The organism is Brevibacillus reuszeri (assembly GCF_002897295.1).
Lineage (GTDB): Bacteria > Bacillota > Bacilli > Brevibacillales > Brevibacillaceae > Brevibacillus > Brevibacillus reuszeri_A.
The window spans coordinates 47,901-66,423 of sequence record NZ_BEXF01000006.1 but is presented as its reverse complement, the minus strand read 5'-3'; the positions used below and the strand labels follow the sequence as shown (position 1 = coordinate 66,423).

At 46.9% G+C, this 18,523-nt stretch carries 14 protein-coding genes; 4 read left to right on the top strand and 10 right to left on the bottom strand.

Annotation, left to right across the window (positions count from 1 at the left end; translation table 11 throughout):
- The first annotated feature begins 41 nt into the window (after positions 1–41).
- The gene (locus C3B52_RS11645) at positions 42–1,199 is read left to right on the top strand and encodes an MFS transporter (RefSeq protein WP_103106253.1); all 1,158 of its coding nucleotides are present in this window, start codon (positions 42–44) and stop codon (positions 1,197–1,199) included.
- A 96-nt stretch (positions 1,200–1,295) separates the two neighbouring features.
- Here C3B52_RS11645 and C3B52_RS11640 read toward each other — a convergent pair whose 3' ends face one another.
- The 3 genes from C3B52_RS11640 to C3B52_RS11630 all read right to left on the bottom strand — a co-directional run bounded on the left by C3B52_RS11640 (position 1,296) and on the right by C3B52_RS11630 (position 5,239).
- Entirely contained in the window at positions 1,296–2,861 is a 1,566-nt protein-coding gene (locus C3B52_RS11640) for a glutathione ABC transporter substrate-binding protein (protein ID WP_103106252.1), read from the bottom strand.
- Between the two features lie 40 nt (positions 2,862–2,901).
- Positions 2,902–4,386, bottom strand: coding sequence for an amidohydrolase family protein (locus C3B52_RS11635; protein WP_235615677.1), 1,485 nt, complete (start codon positions 4,384–4,386; stop codon positions 2,902–2,904).
- Between the two features lie 241 nt (positions 4,387–4,627).
- Positions 4,628–5,239 carry a DedA family protein gene (locus tag C3B52_RS11630; RefSeq protein ID WP_103106251.1) on the bottom strand — a complete coding sequence of 204 codons (612 nt, stop codon included), beginning with the start codon at positions 5,237–5,239 and terminating at the stop codon, positions 4,628–4,630.
- Between the two features lie 341 nt (positions 5,240–5,580).
- Here C3B52_RS11630 and C3B52_RS11625 point away from each other — a divergent pair, with 341 nt between their 5' ends.
- Complete coding sequence (locus C3B52_RS11625; protein ID WP_049739896.1) at positions 5,581–6,078, top strand: cation:proton antiporter regulatory subunit; 498 nt, start codon at positions 5,581–5,583, stop codon at positions 6,076–6,078.
- Between the two features lies 1 nt (position 6,079).
- Complete coding sequence (locus tag C3B52_RS11620; protein WP_103106250.1) at positions 6,080–7,330, top strand: cation:proton antiporter; 1,251 nt, start codon at positions 6,080–6,082, stop codon at positions 7,328–7,330.
- A 305-nt stretch (positions 7,331–7,635) separates the two neighbouring features.
- Here the strand turns inward: C3B52_RS11620 and C3B52_RS11615 are convergent, their stop codons facing one another.
- The 6 genes from C3B52_RS11615 to C3B52_RS11590 all read right to left on the bottom strand — a co-directional run bounded on the left by C3B52_RS11615 (position 7,636) and on the right by C3B52_RS11590 (position 15,457).
- Positions 7,636–8,739 (bottom strand): DUF917 domain-containing protein, encoded by a 1,104-nt coding sequence (locus C3B52_RS11615; RefSeq protein WP_103106249.1) that lies wholly within the window; start codon positions 8,737–8,739, stop codon positions 7,636–7,638.
- A gap of 52 nt (positions 8,740–8,791) precedes the next feature.
- Positions 8,792–10,129, bottom strand: coding sequence for an MFS transporter (locus C3B52_RS11610; RefSeq protein ID WP_103106248.1), 1,338 nt, complete (start codon positions 10,127–10,129; stop codon positions 8,792–8,794).
- Between the two features lie 42 nt (positions 10,130–10,171).
- The gene (locus tag C3B52_RS11605) at positions 10,172–10,927 is read right to left on the bottom strand and encodes an aspartate/glutamate racemase family protein (RefSeq protein WP_103106247.1); all 756 of its coding nucleotides are present in this window, start codon (positions 10,925–10,927) and stop codon (positions 10,172–10,174) included.
- A gap of 137 nt (positions 10,928–11,064) precedes the next feature.
- The gene (locus tag C3B52_RS11600; protein ID WP_103106246.1) at positions 11,065–12,807 is read right to left on the bottom strand and encodes a hydantoinase B/oxoprolinase family protein; all 1,743 of its coding nucleotides are present in this window, start codon (positions 12,805–12,807) and stop codon (positions 11,065–11,067) included.
- Between the two features lies 1 nt (position 12,808).
- Positions 12,809–14,854: a hydantoinase/oxoprolinase family protein gene (locus tag C3B52_RS11595; protein WP_103106245.1), complete on the bottom strand. Its 2,046-nt coding sequence runs from the start codon at positions 14,852–14,854 to the stop codon at positions 12,809–12,811.
- Positions 14,855–14,914: 60 nt separating this feature from the next.
- Positions 14,915–15,457 carry a helix-turn-helix domain-containing protein gene (locus C3B52_RS11590; protein ID WP_103106244.1) on the bottom strand — a complete coding sequence of 181 codons (543 nt, stop codon included), beginning with the start codon at positions 15,455–15,457 and terminating at the stop codon, positions 14,915–14,917.
- Positions 15,458–15,728: 271 nt separating this feature from the next.
- Between C3B52_RS11590 and C3B52_RS11585 the strand changes: the two genes are divergently transcribed.
- Positions 15,729–16,970 (top strand): cysteine desulfurase-like protein, encoded by a 1,242-nt coding sequence (locus C3B52_RS11585; RefSeq protein WP_103106243.1) that lies wholly within the window; start codon positions 15,729–15,731, stop codon positions 16,968–16,970.
- Positions 16,971–17,066: 96 nt separating this feature from the next.
- Here the strand turns inward: C3B52_RS11585 and C3B52_RS11580 are convergent, their stop codons facing one another.
- The gene (locus C3B52_RS11580) at positions 17,067–18,377 is read right to left on the bottom strand and encodes an acetamidase/formamidase family protein (protein ID WP_103106242.1); all 1,311 of its coding nucleotides are present in this window, start codon (positions 18,375–18,377) and stop codon (positions 17,067–17,069) included.
- Positions 18,378–18,523: the final 146 nt, after the last annotated feature.

Below are 18,523 nucleotides of genomic sequence, written 5' to 3'. Positions count from 1 at the left end.
AGTTACACTACACCCAGCAAGACGAAATGGGGGTACTACAAATGAAGTTTGCTTATCTTGTTGTCGTGTTATTCTTGGTTTCGCTCAATTTGCGACCATCCATCACTTCGGTTGGTCCGCTGCTTGATCTTATCCAAAAAGATTTGGGTATGAATGGCGTCGCGTCTAGTATGTTAACCACTCTACCCGTTTTTTGTATGGGCCTATTTTCCGTATTGGCCATTCGTTTTAATCGACGGATCGGTATTGAATGGTCATTGCTGATCGCGATGCTCTGTATTCTCATTGCTACCTTCCTACGCATTTATGTATCGGAGCCGATCTTGCTCGTATCTACCGCATTATTTGCCGGGATTGGCATTGGGATCGCAGGTCCATTGGTGTCTGGCTTTATTCGAAAGCACTTCCCACAGCGCCCGTTTATGGCAAGCGTATATTCTGTCTCTATGGTAATCGGCGCAGCGGTCGCATCGAGTCTCTCGGTACCGCTTCTCCACAAGCTGAATGATTCGTGGCAAAAATCGTTGAGCTTCTGGAGTATTTTAGCACTCATCGCTTCTTTGCTGCTAGTGCCACTTGTGAAAAGTGAACAGAGAGGACTCCCATCCGGGCATCGGCAAAAAGTAAGTTTGCGTGATAGACGAGTACGTGTGCTCATGATCTTTTTCGGGTGCATGGCAGCGATGTTTTACTCCATTACCGCCTGGCTGGCTCCGATTGTCCAGACAATGGGCTTTCCACGCTCAGAATCAGGCTACATCCTTACCATGTTCACGCTAATACAGATTCCTGTGAGCTTTCTAATTCCGTTCCTGGCTGGTAAATATCAGCAAAAAAAGATGTGGCTGCTGATCTGCTCCGCTTCCGAATTCATTGGCGTTACCTTACTGTTAGTGGAAGCTTCCCCAGTCGTAGCAACAGTATTTTTAGGGATTGGCGCAGGCGGACTCTTTCCCCTAGCCTTGCTTTTGCCAATACAGGAATCCAAAAATGCCGAAGAAGCAACCGCTTGGGCCGCCATAACGCAATTCGTAGGTTATTTGCTAGGCTCACTTGGTCCTCTGCTTGTCGGGTTCACTGCTGATTTGTTTCACAGCTTCACACCTGCCCTAGCGGGAATGCTCGTCATCATCATCCTGATGACTCTGACGGCTCTCCGGATCGGGAAAAAGACGGATTCAAGAATTCAGCAAGGATAATCGTACAGCGCGTGAAGCAGGTTTAATCCAACACGAACGGCACCTCCACTTATTAGGTGAGCTAACAACCGAGGTGCCGTTGATTCTATTCAGCTCCTATTTGACGGTCACTTCATTAAAAATGAAAAAGCCAACCGGATTCATCCACAGTCCTTCCGTATTTTTCGTCGTGATGGCGAGGTGACTAATCGACCGTATCGGTATAAGCACAACCTCCTCCAGCTCCTTAGCCTGCGCTTTGGCATAGATCTCTTTGCGCTTTTGCTGATCCTTTTCCCGACGCCCTTCTTCAATCAGCTTGTCAGTTTCCGGATTGCCATAGAACGAATAATTCCCTATCTCTCCTATCGCGCTGCTATGGAATACGTTGAATTGATTGTAGTCTGCATCCCCGGTCGCATTCCCCCATCCGCCAATGTACATCTCATGCTTCCCATTTGCGAGTGTATCGAGATAAGCACCGTATTCCATCGTTGTAATTTTGATATCAATACCAATTCCTTTTAGCTGAGACTGAAGTACTTCGGCCAAATTAATTCTTTCCTTGCGCTCATCTGTAATGATTGTAGCGGTAAATCCATTTTCATATCCCGCTTGTTTGAGCAGCTCTTTCGCATGGTTCAAGTCATATGGAAACTCTTTTTGGTCGGGATTATATCCGAATACTTTGGTCGACAAAGTCGAATTCGCTCTCTTGCCAACGTTGTTGTAAACACCAGAAATAATCGAGTCCTTTTCAATTGCAGAGGCAATGGCTTGGCGAACGCGGATATCGTCAAAAGGCTTCTTCTGAAAATTAAATCCGATGTATTCCACTCCATACCCTTCTGTTCGCAGCAGGTTCAAATTGGCCGACTTTTCGATCCGCTCAAGCTCTGTGACAGGAACCTGATCAGCAACCTGCGCTTCCCCTGACTCCACCATCGCTACGCGTATCAAATCCTCTGGCACTGATTTGTAAATGACTTTTTCGATTTCTCCTGCATTACCCCAATAAGAATCATTTCGTATAAGAACCATCTGTTGTCCTTGCACCCAGGATTCAAAGCGATAAGGCCCGGTACCTACTGCTTTTTTAGCGAGGTCCTTCCCTAGCTCCTTGATCGCCTTGGGGCTGATTATACTGCCTTCACTGCTATCCAAGATGGAGAGAAGCGCCGCAAAAGGATACTTGAGGACGATATGAACCGTGGCATCGTCGATCACCTTTGTTTCCTGAACCATGGAAAAGACCGTCGCACGTGGCGAAGCAGTGTCTTTATCCAATAAGCGATCAAATGTGGCTTTTACGGCGTTTGCTGTAAACGGCTCTCCATCGTGAAACGTAACGCCTTGCCGTAGCTTGAATTCCCAGGTGATATCATCTAATTGCTTCCATTCTGTCGCTAAAGCGGGTTGATATTGCGTATTCTTGTCACGCATAACAAGTCCTTCGTACACTTTTCCATAAACATAATTGGAGGTTTGTGTGCTGGAGATAAAATGAGGGTCAATGTTTCCAGCGTCCACTTTTCGAGCGACAACCAACTCTTTGCCACTTTTGGTCTCACTGGCTGCGCTCGGTGCAGCTGTCTCTTGCTTGGGAGCTGAACAGCCAAGTAATGGTGAAGTCATCATCAATGCGATAGCCAAAACGGTACCCCACAAACGGTGTTTCTTCATCATAAATCCTCCTTATGTCATGCAAAAGTGGACAGGCAGATTAACCTTCGCTAGGAACAAAACGTCTTTCATCCAAATAAGCACGGGCATGACCCCAAAAGTACTTGCTCGGCTGCATGTAAATGTCGAGACCGGCCCTTTCGATCGTGCGATTTGCTTCTTCGTTCGCTTCCTGCAAAATCTGTTTTTCATCCACAGTGAGGACTTTGCGCTCGTCCATGACTAATTGACCGTCTACGATGACATGATTCACATCACCACCTACAGCCTGGTAAACTAACCGATGGACATACATGTTTTCCGGATTCAGATGTGGCTGAGCCATGTTTACTGTGATGACATCTGCCTTTTTGCCAATCTCCAATGATCCAAGCTCATCATCCCAGCCCACACACTTCGCTGCATCTATCGTCACCATTTCTAATAGCTTCCCGGGAGGCAAATAAAAATAGTCACGGAGAGCGGCTTGCTGCAAAAGCAGCATCCTCCGCATCGCTTGAAACATATCAAATGGCGTCATTGGGGAAGTCCCGTCCGTTGTTATCGCGACTGTGGCTCCCATTTCAATCAGCTCGGTCACTGGCGTGCGAGCATTAATCTGTCCAAATCCCGGTGATACACTGACGTTTGTTCCCGTCTCTGCCAGAATTTTGGCTTCATCAAAGGAGATACCGCGGCAATGCTGGAGATGGACATCAGGTCCCAGCAGCGCATACTCTTTATCCTGGATCGCCATATGAATCATACCGCCAAATGCATCCGAATGAATACGTGTCTTATATTTTTTCGCGATTTCACGAATCTTTCTCGCCTGATAACGGTCGAATTCGGTCAAGCCAAATAATTGATCAACTGGCGTCGGTGCCGAAGGATTGACAGAGGTAACAATGACAAAGGGTGTGATATAGGCTCTAGTTTTATCACCATTCGCATGATTCAATGCCTCGATGACTGCCTCCGCCCCTGCAAGCACTTCCTCATACGTAACTTCCCGCGTCACCCTCTCCCCCTCAATCCAGCGACTAAAGGAATGTGGCCAGGGAGGATTACACGGGCCAGTACAGACAATTTCCCTTACACCGACCTCGTTGTACGCCTTGGCATGGTTTAATGCAAAAATCGGATCATCAGATCGAGGCATCGACCCCATCACACTGACCCCGGTCGTCACACCGGCTTTTAGCCGCTCCAGAGCGGAAAGCTTGCCTTCATAATACCAGAACTCATCTGTCACAAAATGCTTGTACGTATTGGTGATGATCGGCATCCAGTCGTTGATATTTTCAGTGGCAATGGTCTTGAACAAGGAGTGCCCACCGTGGCCATGCGCATCAATAAAGCCTGGCAGAACACAATGATGCACGCAATCAATCACTTTACTTGCCTGATATCTTTCCTGCAAAACCGCTGACGGCCCTACATCCAGAATCCTTCCTTCATGAATGGCCACAGCACCATCCTGCAGAACGCGCCGTTCCTTGTCCATCGTGACGATAACCCCGTTTACAAGTAATAAATCGATCAACTTTCATCGCCTCCACGCCAAGAAGTGAGGGTATTTCGGATTCACGAGACACCCTTTCTCTTACAAGATAAAGGAAATGGGTTACTCTTATTTGCAAGAAAATTACTACTTTTTATAATATTTTTACTTATTTTCATGACACCGAATGTAGTCGCTGGCACAACCGTCCTATGACAATGCCATCTAAAAAGACCACCCTCTCTTAAAGAAAGGATGGCCATGATTTTAACACTTTGTTTACTTAGGAGTTCGCTTTTCTTTTTGTAATAAACACAGTCAAGAAAATGGCTGCCCCCAAACCAATGCCTACATACGCAATCGTAGAATACACATCCATGTAATACAAAATATCCTCCCAGGAATGGCCCAAAATCGCTCCAAGCCAGACAAGGGCAATATTCCAAATAAACGTACCGATCGTGGAGAAAAGCAGGAACAACCATATGTTCATTTTCGTCATCCCCGCGGGAATGGAGATCAAGCTTCTAACCAACGGAATCATCCGGCATATTAAAATCGTCCAATAGCCGTATTTTTCAAACCAGCGATTTGCTTTATGTATATCCGCCTTTTTGATTCGCAAAAAATGCCCCCAGCGTTCTACTATCTTTTCTATTTTATTAATGTCAACATAATAGCCGATGCCATACAGCAGAATTGCCCCGATGACAGCACCAGCCGTAGCAGATAAGACAACACCCGTTATCGTCAAAGAGGACTGTGTTGTAATAAATCCTCCGAAAGTCAGAATCACCTCTGATGGGATAGGCGGAAAAATATTTTCAAGGGCCATCATCAAAAAGATGCCCAAGTAGCTGTATTGTTCAATAAAATCGGTCATCCAGTTTTGCATGTTATCCCTCACAGTTAGAATCCGATGCTTATCCTATAAGTATAGAGTTGTATGATTCATAGCACAATGAAAACAGATAGATCAGGGAAAGAAGTATTTCCTCATTTTCCTTCTGAGAATAATTACGATGCGATTAGCAAAAAGTAACAGGTAGTCCTTTTTCGCTCTCCTGCAAAGAAAATAAGTCAATTTTATTAATTTACGTGTCAATTTATTTTTCAAACTGTTTCATTAGGTAGACTTTTTGACACAGTTACGTGTAAAATTATATATAAACGAATGCTTATTTAGTTTCGTTTGCTTATTTACAAAAAATTATGAGATCAGAAGGAGGCGTTTACATGTTCAATATCAGGGAATCTGACTTGCCAGGGATTGGACGAAAGTACCAGATCGAAACCAGGGCAGGCGATAAACTGATCATCGTCATTCATGATGACGGGCGGCGGGAGATCTACCACTTCGACAAAGACGATTGGGATGAGAGTATCTCCATGATCACACTCGATGACGAAGAAGCCAGGCAAATGGCTGGAATCGTTGGTGGGATGACCTACATGCCAAAAGCACTGGAAACAATCGAGATGGCTTTGGATGAATTAGTGATTGAATGGTACAAGATAGAACCAGGGTCTGATTGCATCGGCAAAACCATCGGGGAGCTTGATATTCGTCAAAAAACAGGGGCAACGGTGATTGCCATCATTGAAAAAGATCAAAAGCAAAAGGTGAGTCCTGGACCGGATAGTGTAATTGCAGCAGGGGTAACACTTGTGGTTGCAGGAGAGAGAAAGCAGGTGAAAGCGTTAAAAGCGACGCTCATAAAAGGGGGGGCTTGATTTGGAGCACATCGTATTCGAAGTTGGTCTAGCCATTGGTTTGATTGCACTAGCAGGCTTCATCTCGACGAAACTCAAATTTTCGATTGTGCCATTCTACATCCTCATCGGGATGGCTGTGGGGCCGCATGCAGCCTCACTTGGCTTAATTGATTTTCGTTTTATCGAAAGTGAACCACTCATTAATTTCATGGGAAGAATGGGTGTCCTATTCCTCCTCTTCTATGTAGGACTTGAATTTTCTGTAGGCCGTTTGATCAAAGCGGGTCGTTCCATTGCAATTGGTGGTTCCATTTACATCGCCATCAACTTCACGATGGGGCTCCTCTTCGGTTATTTTGCAGGTGTTCCTTTCAAAGAAATCCTGATTATCGGAGGAATCACTACTATCTCCTCCACAGCCATCGTGGCAAAAGTATTGGTTGACCTCAAACGTACGGCAAATCCGGAAACCGAAATGATCCTCGGTATGATCATGTTCGACGATCTGTTCCTCGCCGTCTATCTCTCCATCATGTCTGGTCTTGTGCTCAGCGGAGCTACCTCGGTTATGGGTGTCGTCACATCGGCTCTCATAGCACTTGGCTATATGCTGCTGTTTATCATCATCGGCCGCAAGCTCGTACCATTCTTAAATCGTGCGCTTAACATCAAATCTAATGAATTGTTCATGCTTACCGTGTTCGCCGGATTGTTTTTGGTTGCCGGTTTTTCTGAAACCATTCACGTAGCGGAAGCAATTGGTGCTTTGCTCGTCGGCTTGGTTCTGGCTGAAACAGTTCACATGAAACGCATTGAGCACATGATTCTTCCTTTCCGCGACTTTTTTGGCGCGATGTTCTTCTTCAGTTTCGGTTTATCGATTGATCCGTTGGCATTAGGCGGTGCCGTTTGGCTCTCGCTCGGTGCAGTTGCTATTACATTAATTGGTAACTACTCTGCTGGACTTTTGGCAGGGCGCAGTGCAGGACTCTCACCTCGTGCCTCTTCTAACATTGGTTTGACGATAACAGCGCGTGGCGAATTCTCCATTCTGATCGCGAACATGGGAAAAGCTGGCGGTCTACTGGACATTTTGCAGCCCTTTACAGCGTTGTACGTGTTAATTCTCGCCATTTTAGGCCCAGTGTTAACCAAGGAATCGAAGCACATTCACAATGTGCTAAATAAGGTACTGCCTTTGGATCGAATCGTGCTCGGTAAAAATGCACAAAAATCTCCAAAACCGAACACAGAAAAACAACAGGTCTGATTAAGCAAATAATGGGGTTAGCTGGTCCTTTTCGATAGAGGACCGTGATACCGTTCATTGTATATGGATATTCCTGTCGCGTCACTTCCTCTTTGGTGGTATGATTACTACTTGCGAAAGCAGGGTGTCTAGGTAATAAGAATGGATAGGGTCTTCAGATGAACCTCTGAACCTCTATCCATTTTTAATTAGTAGAAATGCAGACTCATGATGATCCTTTAACAAAAAAACGAGCAACACAGCACCATAAAAGCGTGCTGCATTCCCCGTCTCTTCTTCTCCTACAATCGACTTCCTAAAATAGTTCACTTCCTGCCTTTCACTTTTTCATAAGTCTTTCGATCCAGCCCGACATACTCAGGTCCGAAAATCGATAACCCTTTGTCCGTCTCCCAGTCAGGTGGTGCCGGGAATGTCACGACATCAATGATCATGCCAGCCTGACAAGACGGATTTAAGATAGGCTCCCCTGTCTTGTGGTCGAGAATGGAGATCAGCTCAGGGATAACGGACAGAAGCTCCTCCCCTCTTTTGGCGATCATAAATTCATTTCTGAACCAGATGGTAAGTGGAAGCTCATCTTTTTCTTTCGACTCAATCGAGACTTCGCCTTCGATGAAGCCACCAACATCATTCCAGCTCGCTTCGCGGATGATTCCGTGGCACAAATGCTTTCCGCCTCCTGCTGCAACTATTGCCTCTGCCGGGATGACTCCTCGCTCTCTCGCCTCCCGCCTTGCCTGCCCTACCTGCTGGGATTTGGAAAGCGTCCCTTTGATAACCGAGCCCTTCAATCTTTCACCAGACACTGGATGATCACAGACCCCAGCGAGATTGCCCGAAATACCTGCAAATGAGCGAGCAATTTGCTCAGCACGATCGTGATTTACAGCGTGCTGGACGATCAAGGTATCACCAAAGCGATTCGCCAGCGCAAATGGAGAGATGGATACGTCATGAATATGGAAAGTAGTGTGAGCCAAATCCGGAACTGCTCTACCTGCCGGATCAGCATCAACCAGCGGAACTTGCAGATTGATGGCTGTCTCAATCGCACATGCCGTATTTCCACCAAGCTCAGTTGCCACAACTGCCATGATTTTTTTGCCTAAATAGTCTTGTAGTGCTCTGGCAGCAAGTGTCGATACTTCATCTGGTAAAATCGGTAGTCCTGCCAGCCGCTGCTTCACTTCATCTGATGGCGGAGCGACGGAGCCGACGTAATACGGAGAAGCAACCAGCCAATCATCCTCCACTTCATCCAGCGCGATCATCGAAACCGTCTGGCCTTCCGCATACAGTTTGCGAACTAGCTGCAAGCCTTCAGTCAGGCTGCCTCCTCCACCTGTCCCAAAAATACAAGCTCCATAAAGCATGTCTTCCACTTCTTGTAACGATAAAATCCGCAATGCTTGTTCTCCCTTCTCCCAACTCTAGCTGTAGGTTTTTCTCATTTATTCCCTACTCCAAAATATGTCCTTCTGTTTCCGGCAAAAACAAAATGATGAGCAAAGTAATGACCATAAATACTTGAATAAAGGAAACCGTCGAATTGAATGCCCAGCCCCAACCGATAACCATCCCGATGATTGAGGGTGCGAGTGTATTCGCCCACCGTTGTGCCCCGGCACCAAAGCTGTATCCTGCTACTCGACCATTTGTTGGATAAATTTCACCGAACCAGGTGTTCCATACGCCCCATGCTCCCAAACTGAAAAATGCAAGGGCAAAGTTATAAGCGTACAGCTCCACCATATTCGAGGAATAAGCAAAGCCGAAGCCACACGCAACAGCTAAAGCAACAAAGCTAACCATGACCCGTTTCCGTCCGTATTTGCCAGTTAACCATGCCGCAACCATGTAGCTTGGGATCTGACAAAGTGTAGACAGGGCCAAAAACGTCAAACTCTGGGACATGGACAATCCTTTTTGTTCAAGCAAGGTCGGAATCCAGGTGTACAATCCCCAATAGCCAAAGGCGAAAGCAAAGTTAACTACCGATTGCAGCGTGGTCAGTCTGCGGAAGCGCTTGGAGAAAATCGTAAAGTAGTTCGCTTTTGTCATTGGCTCTACCCACAACTGTTCATGCTCGCCTATCTCAAGCTTGCCCTCGCTGAGATAACGAATCGCCGCTTTTGCTTCTTCCTGTCTGCCTTTGCTAGCGAGCCAATAAGGAGATTCAGGAATTTTGCGAATCATCAGCGCCCATAGACCGACTAAAGAGCTAAGGATTATGACGCCTCTCCATCCGCCGAGAATACCATCTCCTTGCATAAAAAAGGCAGTCATGCCGAGTGCTAAAAGCATTCCCAGAGGCCACCCTGCGGATAAGTAAACGACACCTTTTCCCCGCTGCTTAACCGGCAGCATTTCTTCAAAATACGGATAACCAGAAACCATTACGCCTCCGAGTGCTATCCCTGCGACTAGGCGAACCGTATACAGCATGAGAAAGCTCGTGGAAAACGGGGTTAACAAGGATATCACGCTAAAGCTTAATAAACTGAACATGAGCGTCTTGCGTCGACCGATCCGGTCTGCAATAATAGCCCAGATGTACGTCCCCGGAATCATCCCCAAGTAAATCGAACCGATTAACGAGCCCTCTTGGAGAGGGGTAAGCTGGAAGTCTGCCGCTATCGAACTGCTTAAAAAGATGATCAACATCATTTCCCATGCTTCAATGACGGAGACAATAAACAAAACCATTCCTACAAATAAGTGCTTTTTTGTAAACGGCATACGCTCAAACAATTCCCCTACTTTTGTAGTGGACTTGTTGTTTTGGGAGACTTCCATTGCTGTCACTCCTTCTAAGTAGACGCATTCTTATAATAGACATCAGGAAGAAAACAGACCAAAGCCAATTGCCTCTACCATAGGAGGCGATTGAAAACCCACGCGTTTGCTTTGACTCCACCCTAACCTTCTTCCGACATTCACCAAAAATTCCGCATATTTCACAGCAGCCAAGCTCACATCAATAACGGGAATTCCGAACTCCTCCTGCAATTGCTCATAAAAGCCTAGCTCTGCCGTGCATCCTAAAACAAGGACGTCAGCCCCATCCTGTTCGATTGCTTCCTTGGCAGCTTTGTGAATTCGGTTCATCGTATATACATGATCCTTTTGGAAATCGAGGACGCCCATTTCTAGAGGTCTGATCGATGCGAGTTTATGGAAAAATCCATATTTGTGCACATTTTCTCTGATTTGCGGAATCCATTTTTGCCGTCCAACGATGATCGATATGCTCTCTCCCACTGTTGCTGCCAGGTGTAGCGAGGCTTCTGCAGGTGCGCTGATTATCATTTTGCGAGACACCTCACGGCAAGCTCGTAGCGCAGGATCGTAGAAGCAGCCGATGATGGCGCCATCGTATCCATCCTGTTCTGCCTTTATGACTTTGCGTATCAAATCTGGCATAGCCAAAACTTCATAACAGTTGTACTCCAGATGAAGTGGTCCTTTTTTGTTGCCCAAGGAAATGACATCGACTTTAGTGTCATGCTCCACGATTTTTCGAAAATGTGACTCAAACAGCTCCACATCCACATCACTGTAAATGGGATCAATATACAGAAGCTTAGTACTCATTCCCGTTCCTCCTCAGTTTGGATCGATATCAAGCATGTGCGGGAGATTAACGGGTCTCCTGTCTTCACTCCCGCAGCTTGCTGCTTTATCAAAGAAGTGAACTCGTGATGTGGATGAATAGCACGTTCATTTTTGTATTATGGATGAAACTCTTGGCGCTCAGTGGTTACCCTACGAATGCTATACGTATCAGGGTCGAGCACGACACCGTATTTTTCCTCAGCCTGTTTGACCGTGATGTAGCCATTTTTCGTGTCACTTGCGACTTTTTCTGCCGGACGTTTTAACGGATGACCATATCCTCCCCCTGTGCCAGTTACCAGTTTCACGACGTCACCTTTGTTCAGCGGATAGCGGGCATAAATCCCAAAAGGTCCATCAATTTCACCATTGGCTTTTTCTACATAAAACTCGTTCGGTGAGCCAGATTCTCCCCCGTTAACTCCCCATGGCAAAAATTTATTGCGCCCAAAGGTAACCGTAACGGCCTGCTTGTCTGTCATAGCACGATAGGACCGGATAACACCGGAACCTCCGATGTACTCACCTGCACCCATGCCGTCGCAACGCAAACTGTACTCGTCAACCATCACGCCATATCTCGTCTCTGCAATCTCTACAGGCATGTTGTACGTTTCCCCATCACCGATGCAAAATTGTCCACGAACACCGTCTTGTCCGTCCCCTGCACCCCATCCCCCTACGGATGGCTCTACAATCAGGAATGGTTCATCTGTTACATGGTGCTTCCCGGAAAGGGTAACGGCACAAACGGAGAGAAAATGGCCTGCACTTAAGCGATCCGGTAATATCGGAGCCAGTGCCTTCCACACCAAATCTCCGCCTGCAGAGCCACTCTCCCAATAAACGGATACTGGCGCAGGACGCTCAGCCGAGAAAATGGAACCGGGATCAGTAATAATTGTAAGCGGACGGAATACACCGTCATTAATATCTTGGGAAGGATTGGTGATGGCCAAAAAGATCGTACGCACATCCGATACGAGTGTCGTAAAGGAGCAATTGACTGGTCCCATTACTTGTGGGTGGCTGCCTCTGAAGTCACAAATGAACTCGTCATCCGTCACGGTAACCTTTACCTGTACACGGAATGGACCGTTGCCCATGCCATCTGAATCGATGTAATCAACTGCTTCGTAAACACCTTTTTTCAGGGTTCCCAGTTCTTTACGTGCCATTTGTTCACCGTGATCTAGCAAATGATCGATGGAAGCCAGCACCACTTCTTTGCCATGCTTCTCGCACAGCTCCTGGAAGCGTCTTTCTCCCGTACGTAATGCCGCTACTTGTGCCCACATATCGCCGAGTGAAAGATCTGGAAAGCGCACGTTTGCTTGAATCATATCCACCAGCGCCTGGTTGACGGTTCCCGCATTAAACAGCTTCACGCACGGGAATTGCAGCCCTTCCTGATATATATCTGTGGCATCATTGGTAAAGGAACCTGGGTCTTTTCCACCCACTTCCGTCCAGTGGGCTTTGTTCGCCGAAAAAGCAACGACCTCGCCGTCATAGAAGATCGGCATGACAAGTCCTACGTCAGACAAGTGGGAGCCACCACCGCTGTACGGATCATTGATGATGATAATGTCACCTGGCATCAGTTGATTGCTCATGGCAAATTTCTTCACTGTATCCCGCACCATGAAGCTGAGGTTACCGATAAATCCAGCAATCCCATGTCCCTGAGTCAACAACTGACCACGAGAATCCGTCAATCCGCACGCATAATCCAGAACCTCATAGATGATGGGACTCATGGAAGTGCGCCCTAGTGTGTAAAACATTTCGTCACCAATGGCAATCAAGGAATCCTTTACAATTTCAAGGCTAAATGGGTCTACTTTCTTCGCTATCATCTTAGTTCACTCCCGTATGGATAATCAGGTTGCCGTACTCATCCACAACAAGTGACTGCCCAGGGTGCATCACCGTTGACGAAGAACGCTCTTCGACAATAGCAGGCCCCATAAAGCTTGTTCCTGCTGACAATTTGGTCCTGTCATACACATTTGTTTTCACCCAACCAGCATCCTGGAAGTAAACATCACGCTGTTCGATGATGGCTTCTTCGACTGTGAACCCAGTTTGCTCGAGCTTTTTGAGAGTTGGCTTGTTCACTTTGCCAAACGCTGTTACGTGCAAGGACACAATTTCTGCCTCGGCTTGCTCCAGCTTATACGTATAGGTTTTCTCGTGGAGCTGATGAAATCTCTTCACTACCTCTTTAAAGCTCTCAGTTGTCCATTCGCTATTCGGCACCTGTACTTTTACCGTGTGCTCCTGGCCAACATAGCGCATATCTGCAAAACGGGAGAATACAACAGCTTCACGCGCAAGCCCATCTCTTTCGAACTGGAGCCACGCTTCAGCCTCCAGTGCCCCCCAGGCCTGATTGATTTCCGCTGGGTCTAGTTGTCCCAAGCGTTTGATGTAGGTTTGGATGTAATCGCGGCGCAAGTCCGTCATGAGCATACCCCATGCAGAAAAAACGGAGGATGCTGTTGGAACGACGACCTTTTTTACACCCAGCTCTTTTGCCAGAATCGGGGCGTGCATCGGACCTCCACCGCCAAACGCTACCAGAGTAAAGTCTCGTGGATCATATCCTTTTCGTACAGAAACGAGCTTCAGAGCATTCAGCATGTTGGAGTCGGCAATTCGAATCATTCCGAGCGCCGCTTCTTCGACAGAAAGCTCGAAATGGTCTGCCACGGTCTCTTTTATCGCCGCCTTTACCCTTTCCAGATCGACGTTATATCCAAAATTGCGTGCCGACAATCGGCCAACGATGAGGTTAGCGTCTGTTGTCGTTGGTGCTGTACCACCTAACCCGTAGGCTACAGGTCCAGGCAGAGCGCCCGCGGACTCTGGACCAACTTTTAGCGAGCCTGCATCATCAATCCACGCAATGGAACCACCACCGTTGCCAATTTCGATAATATCTACGACAGGTACTTTCATCGGATAGCCTGCACTTCTCTCAGAGCGCTCGATGTAATAATCCGTGGAAACCTTTACTTCGCCTTTGTCAATCAGGGAGCATTTGGCAGTCGTTCCGCCGATATCAAATGCGATCAGGTTCGTCTCTCCAATCAGCTCTCCCAGGACTGCCGCTCCATATACTCCAGCTACAGGACCAGATTCAACCATGTTAATCGGTGTCTCTTTCGCTTGCTCAAAGGTTGTTGTTCCACCGTTGGATTGCATGATGAAGTTAAAGCTGTTTATCTCATTTTCTTTCAGCTTTCCTTGGAGCTTGTCGATGTAGGAAGCAGCAGTCGGTTTCACATACGAGTTCAATACTGCTGTATTTGTACGCTCATATTCGCGCCATTCTTTTGTTACTTCGTGGGAAGCGGTTACAAAAACGTCTGGCCACATTTCCTTGATTAGGGCAGCTGTCTCCTGCTCGTATACTGGGTTTACGTAGGCGTGCAAATAAGCAATTGCAATCGCTTTCACATCTTGCTTTTGAAAGTAGGCTACCAGCTCTTTTATTTGCCCGTGCTGAAGCGGTGTTACGACTTCCCCCTGATAATTCAAGCGTTCTTCCACTTCCATTCGCAAATGACGCGGAACAAACGGCTCAGGCTTGTCGTAGCGAATGTTAAACAGATCGGGGCGATTTCCGCGGGCAATCTCCAGCACATCTCGAAAGCCTTTTGTGGTGATCAGCCCTGTTTTTACCCCTTTTCGCTCTGTCAACGCATTGATGATGACAGTGGAGCCGTGGATAAATGTATGAATCGCCTCTTTGTCAATACAACTCACTTCAATAACATCCATGACACCCTTTTCAAAATTTGGCGGGGTCGTGGGGCTTTTTGCAACCCCGATATCCCCTTGCTCGTCGACGTATACGAGATCAGTAAACGTGCCGCCAATATCTGTTGCCACTCTCATAGGAATCCTCCCTTTTATACCGATGCAAGATCATGTCTGATTGGGTAGTGCAACTCAGCATTAAAAAATGACCGGAGTCAATACGCAAAGCAACATCGTCTCTTCATTCAGAGGATTTTCGTATTCATGCTCGATGTGAGATGGAAAATGAATTGACTCTCCTTGACGAACAAAGTATTCCTCGCCTGCAATTTCAAATAACGCAGAACCTTTCAGTACGAAGTAAAACTCTTCACCAGGATGGCTAAAGGTTTGTTCTTTTTTCTGATTAGGTGCGAGCTTGACGATCATCGGCTCCAGCGAACGCTTGGGGAATTCTCCGCCTAGTCGAACAAAAGAAGTAGCGGAGCCTTCAACCTGAAACGGCTTTTGTTGTTCGGCTTTCACGTGGTAATTGGAATGCACTTGCTCTTCGAAGAAAAACGTCATCGTCACCCCAAAGGCATCTGCGATTTTTTTCAACGACGTAATGGCAACAGATGACGCTCCTCGTTCAATTTGGGACAAAAAGCTTACGGAGAGGCTTGTCTTCTCACTTAAATCCTTAAGTGTCAGTCCCTGCTCCAGACGGATTTCCTTGATTTTCTTGTGAATGTCGTCCAATGGATTCACCTTCCGTTCATTTACTTACAGAATTGAGGCAGTAGCATGACAATTCCATATATTCTTCATCTGTTACGATATTACTACACAAACTTACTGTAATACAATAATTATTTCTCGTATAACTTCATTTTATACAGTAAACGCGTATCTCATACACTTCTAACGGATGAGTAATCTTTGACAAATACGTTGATAATTCTGAATTGACGGATAATAATAAAGGCAGATAGACAGCTATTCCCATTGATGAATAAAGGAGACGTGGCGTATGACAAAGACGACCGAACGATTCCCTATCGAGGCTGTTCGCGAGCAATTCCCTGCAATGAAAAGAATATATAACGGAAAGCCTGTCGCTTATTTGGATGGACCCGGCGGCTCTCAAGTTGTGAAGTCATCGATGGATGCAATTTACGCCTATATGGCAAATGGCGGGGCGAATCTACACGGTCCTTTCCCTTCCAGTCGCGAAACCGAGCAGCTAATCGCAAGCGCGAAGGAAGCTGTCGCACAAATGTTTCGCGCTGATCCTGAGGAAGTTGCCTTTGGCGCAAACATGACGACTCTTACATATGCGATTGCGCGTGCACTTGGCCGAAAGTGGCAGGCCGGCGACGAAATTGTTGTCTCCGAGCTGGATCATCGCGCGAATGTGGACCCGTGGCTCGCCATTGCAAAGGATCGCGGTATGACCGTTCGCTGGCTGAAAGTCGATCCTCACACACTGACGCTGCAGCTAGATGAGCTGGACACGATTCTCACCTCCAAAACAAAGCTGATCGCTGTCGGTCTCGCTTCTAACGCGGTGGGGACAATTAACAATCTCCCGCTGCTTTCCCAAAAAGCTCGGGAAAAAGGCATTCTCGTTGCGGTAGACGCTGTTCATGCCACTCCTCATATTGCGATCGATCGAGATGAGATCGGTGCCGATCTACTGCTTTGCTCTGCCTACAAATTTTTCGGGCCTCACGTCGGAATCGCTGTTATACGAAAGCCGCTTTTCGAAGCACTTGACGTGTATAAACTGGCACCTGCCCCTGCCTTCATCCCTGATAAGCTGGAAACAGGTACTCAAAACCATGAAGGGATCGCCGGAATCAGACCAGCAATTGAATTCGTAGCAAGCTTTGGAACTGGTGATGCGCTTAGCGAGAAAATTCGGTCTGGCTTTGCTCTCCTGGAAGACTATGAAAATCAGCTTGCAGAGAAGCTGCGTAGCGGTCTGAAGAAAATCGATGGTCTCACACTGTATCAAGCGGAGGACCATGTTCCAAAGACACCAACCATCGCATTTCGAATAGATGGCTTTGAACCACATGATATTTGCACGAGACTTTGCGAGGAACATAGCATTTTTATTGCATACGGTGATTTTTACGCGTCAACACTGGCAGAAAAGCTCGGTATTAATGAGAATGGCGGTTGGATTCGCGCGGGACTCGCTCCTTATAATACAGAGGAAGAAGTAGAACGATTAATCCGTGGATTACAGGAGATAGTGGCGAATTGATCACCTACCTGTACCTGACAACGAATAAGACCCGAGATGCATTTGTCTCGGGTCTTTCGTGTGTTTCCTGCAAAATGACTTGCGCTTATTGATTTCTTATTTCTGATTGTACTGTTCTTTGACCAAATCCAGAATCCCGATTTTATGCAGCAGTTCTGTCGGTGCGAGGAAGGTTACGGTCACTACTCCCGGATGTCTGCCGATTTGAATCGAGCCTGTGATCGTAGCCCGGTTCAATACTTCTGGCACCGTAACACCAAGGACTTCGGCAGCGCGATTCAATCCGTTTTCAGTTGCTTCGTTCAGATTTGCCCCTGTCCCGATAAAGGATACAGGCAAGGAATCCTCGATTTCATTTAGCTGCCACTTATTTGCGTACTTCAACGCTTTTTCTTTTTCCGCTTGTGTAAATGGTTTTGCCAAATACGGCAGATCTTCTTCCACTGGCAGCAGGATGGGACCGTCGATTTTTAAATCAGGGATGACATGAACCTGCAACGTCACGATTCCAGAAACATCTGTTGTATGCCCGGCAATTTCTCCATCACCTTGCATGGCGTGCATATCACCTAGGTAAACGCCGCCACCAGGTACCTTCACCGGGCAGATCAAAATGGCATCCTCTCTCACGCGGTTAATATCCATGTGCCCATCCGTCTTATACTCATTCAGTTGTTCTTTGGTTAATGCGTATTCATGTGGTGCCCCGATCAGGAACGAACCGAAATCTCCCGCATTATGCGAGTCTGGCATCGGCTGTGATGGAGTTGTCCCCAATTGACCCAAGAAAGGACGTACCCGAGCCACCACCCCAACCAGATCATGAGGAGCAAAGGTCACAATCGGATTTTGCACCGAATTCTCCGGTGTATTCATATAATAGCGACCATTCTGAGCAATGTTCTCAGCCGCTTCCTTTGGCAAAGTTACACCCAGCTCCTTGGTCTCGTCAAAGCCGATCGTATATCCATTCGTAAACGTAAATGGTGTTGTATCCGAGCCGCATTCAGCGCAACGAATTGCTTCAGGGCCGATTCCTTCAATTCGCGTTGCAGGGTATAGAGCTCCGCATCCAGGACATTTTGCAGCAACAAACGGGTCACCGAGAAATCTGCCCTCGATGGTTCTCTCATTACCAGAAGCAGTCACCATGGATGTCACTTCAATTGATTTTATGCGGATTGCGATCGCATCGCCCACCTTGGCTCCTTCCACAAAGACGGGCTGCGTGACTTCATGACCGCCACGAAGAGCTGGCGTAATCATAGGACCCCAGCATCCAGGTGTCGTATTTGCTACGATGTAGCCCCCATCCTTTACGGGACCGAGCATCGGCAGAGAAGGATCTAAAATGCCATTAATAAAGGTATTCACATATACAGTTTGTTGGGCTTTTCCCTTTTCCATATACATTTCTCCTTTGCTTATGAAAAACGAATGACCGCTTTTCTATGTTCATGGCTACATATCTAGTATACTTCTTTTTCACATCATTTTGAAAAAAAGATACCCACCTCCAGTACAGTTCTACTGGAAATGGGCAGCTTTGTATC

What these genes read in the sequence shown, in the direction of transcription:
- C3B52_RS11645 (WP_103106253.1), top strand. Translation starts at nt 42, where the DNA reads ATGAAGTTTGCTTATCTTGTTGTCGTGTTATTCTTGGTTTCGCTCAAT.
- C3B52_RS11640 (WP_103106252.1), bottom strand. Translation starts at nt 2,861, where the DNA reads ATGAAGAAACACCGTTTGTGGGGTACCGTTTTGGCTATCGCATTGATG.
- C3B52_RS11630 (WP_103106251.1), bottom strand. Translation starts at nt 5,239, where the DNA reads ATGCAAAACTGGATGACCGATTTTATTGAACAATACAGCTACTTGGGC.
- C3B52_RS11625 (WP_049739896.1), top strand. Translation starts at nt 5,581, where the DNA reads ATGTTCAATATCAGGGAATCTGACTTGCCAGGGATTGGACGAAAGTAC.
- C3B52_RS11610 (WP_103106248.1), bottom strand. Translation starts at nt 10,129, where the DNA reads ATGGAAGTCTCCCAAAACAACAAGTCCACTACAAAAGTAGGGGAATTG.
- C3B52_RS11605 (WP_103106247.1), bottom strand. Translation starts at nt 10,927, where the DNA reads ATGAGTACTAAGCTTCTGTATATTGATCCCATTTACAGTGATGTGGAT.
- C3B52_RS11600 (WP_103106246.1), bottom strand. Translation starts at nt 12,807, where the DNA reads ATGATAGCGAAGAAAGTAGACCCATTTAGCCTTGAAATTGTAAAGGAT.
- C3B52_RS11595 (WP_103106245.1), bottom strand. Translation starts at nt 14,854, where the DNA reads ATGAGAGTGGCAACAGATATTGGCGGCACGTTTACTGATCTCGTATAC.
- C3B52_RS11585 (WP_103106243.1), top strand. Translation starts at nt 15,729, where the DNA reads ATGACAAAGACGACCGAACGATTCCCTATCGAGGCTGTTCGCGAGCAA.
- C3B52_RS11580 (WP_103106242.1), bottom strand. Translation starts at nt 18,377, where the DNA reads ATGGAAAAGGGAAAAGCCCAACAAACTGTATATGTGAATACCTTTATT.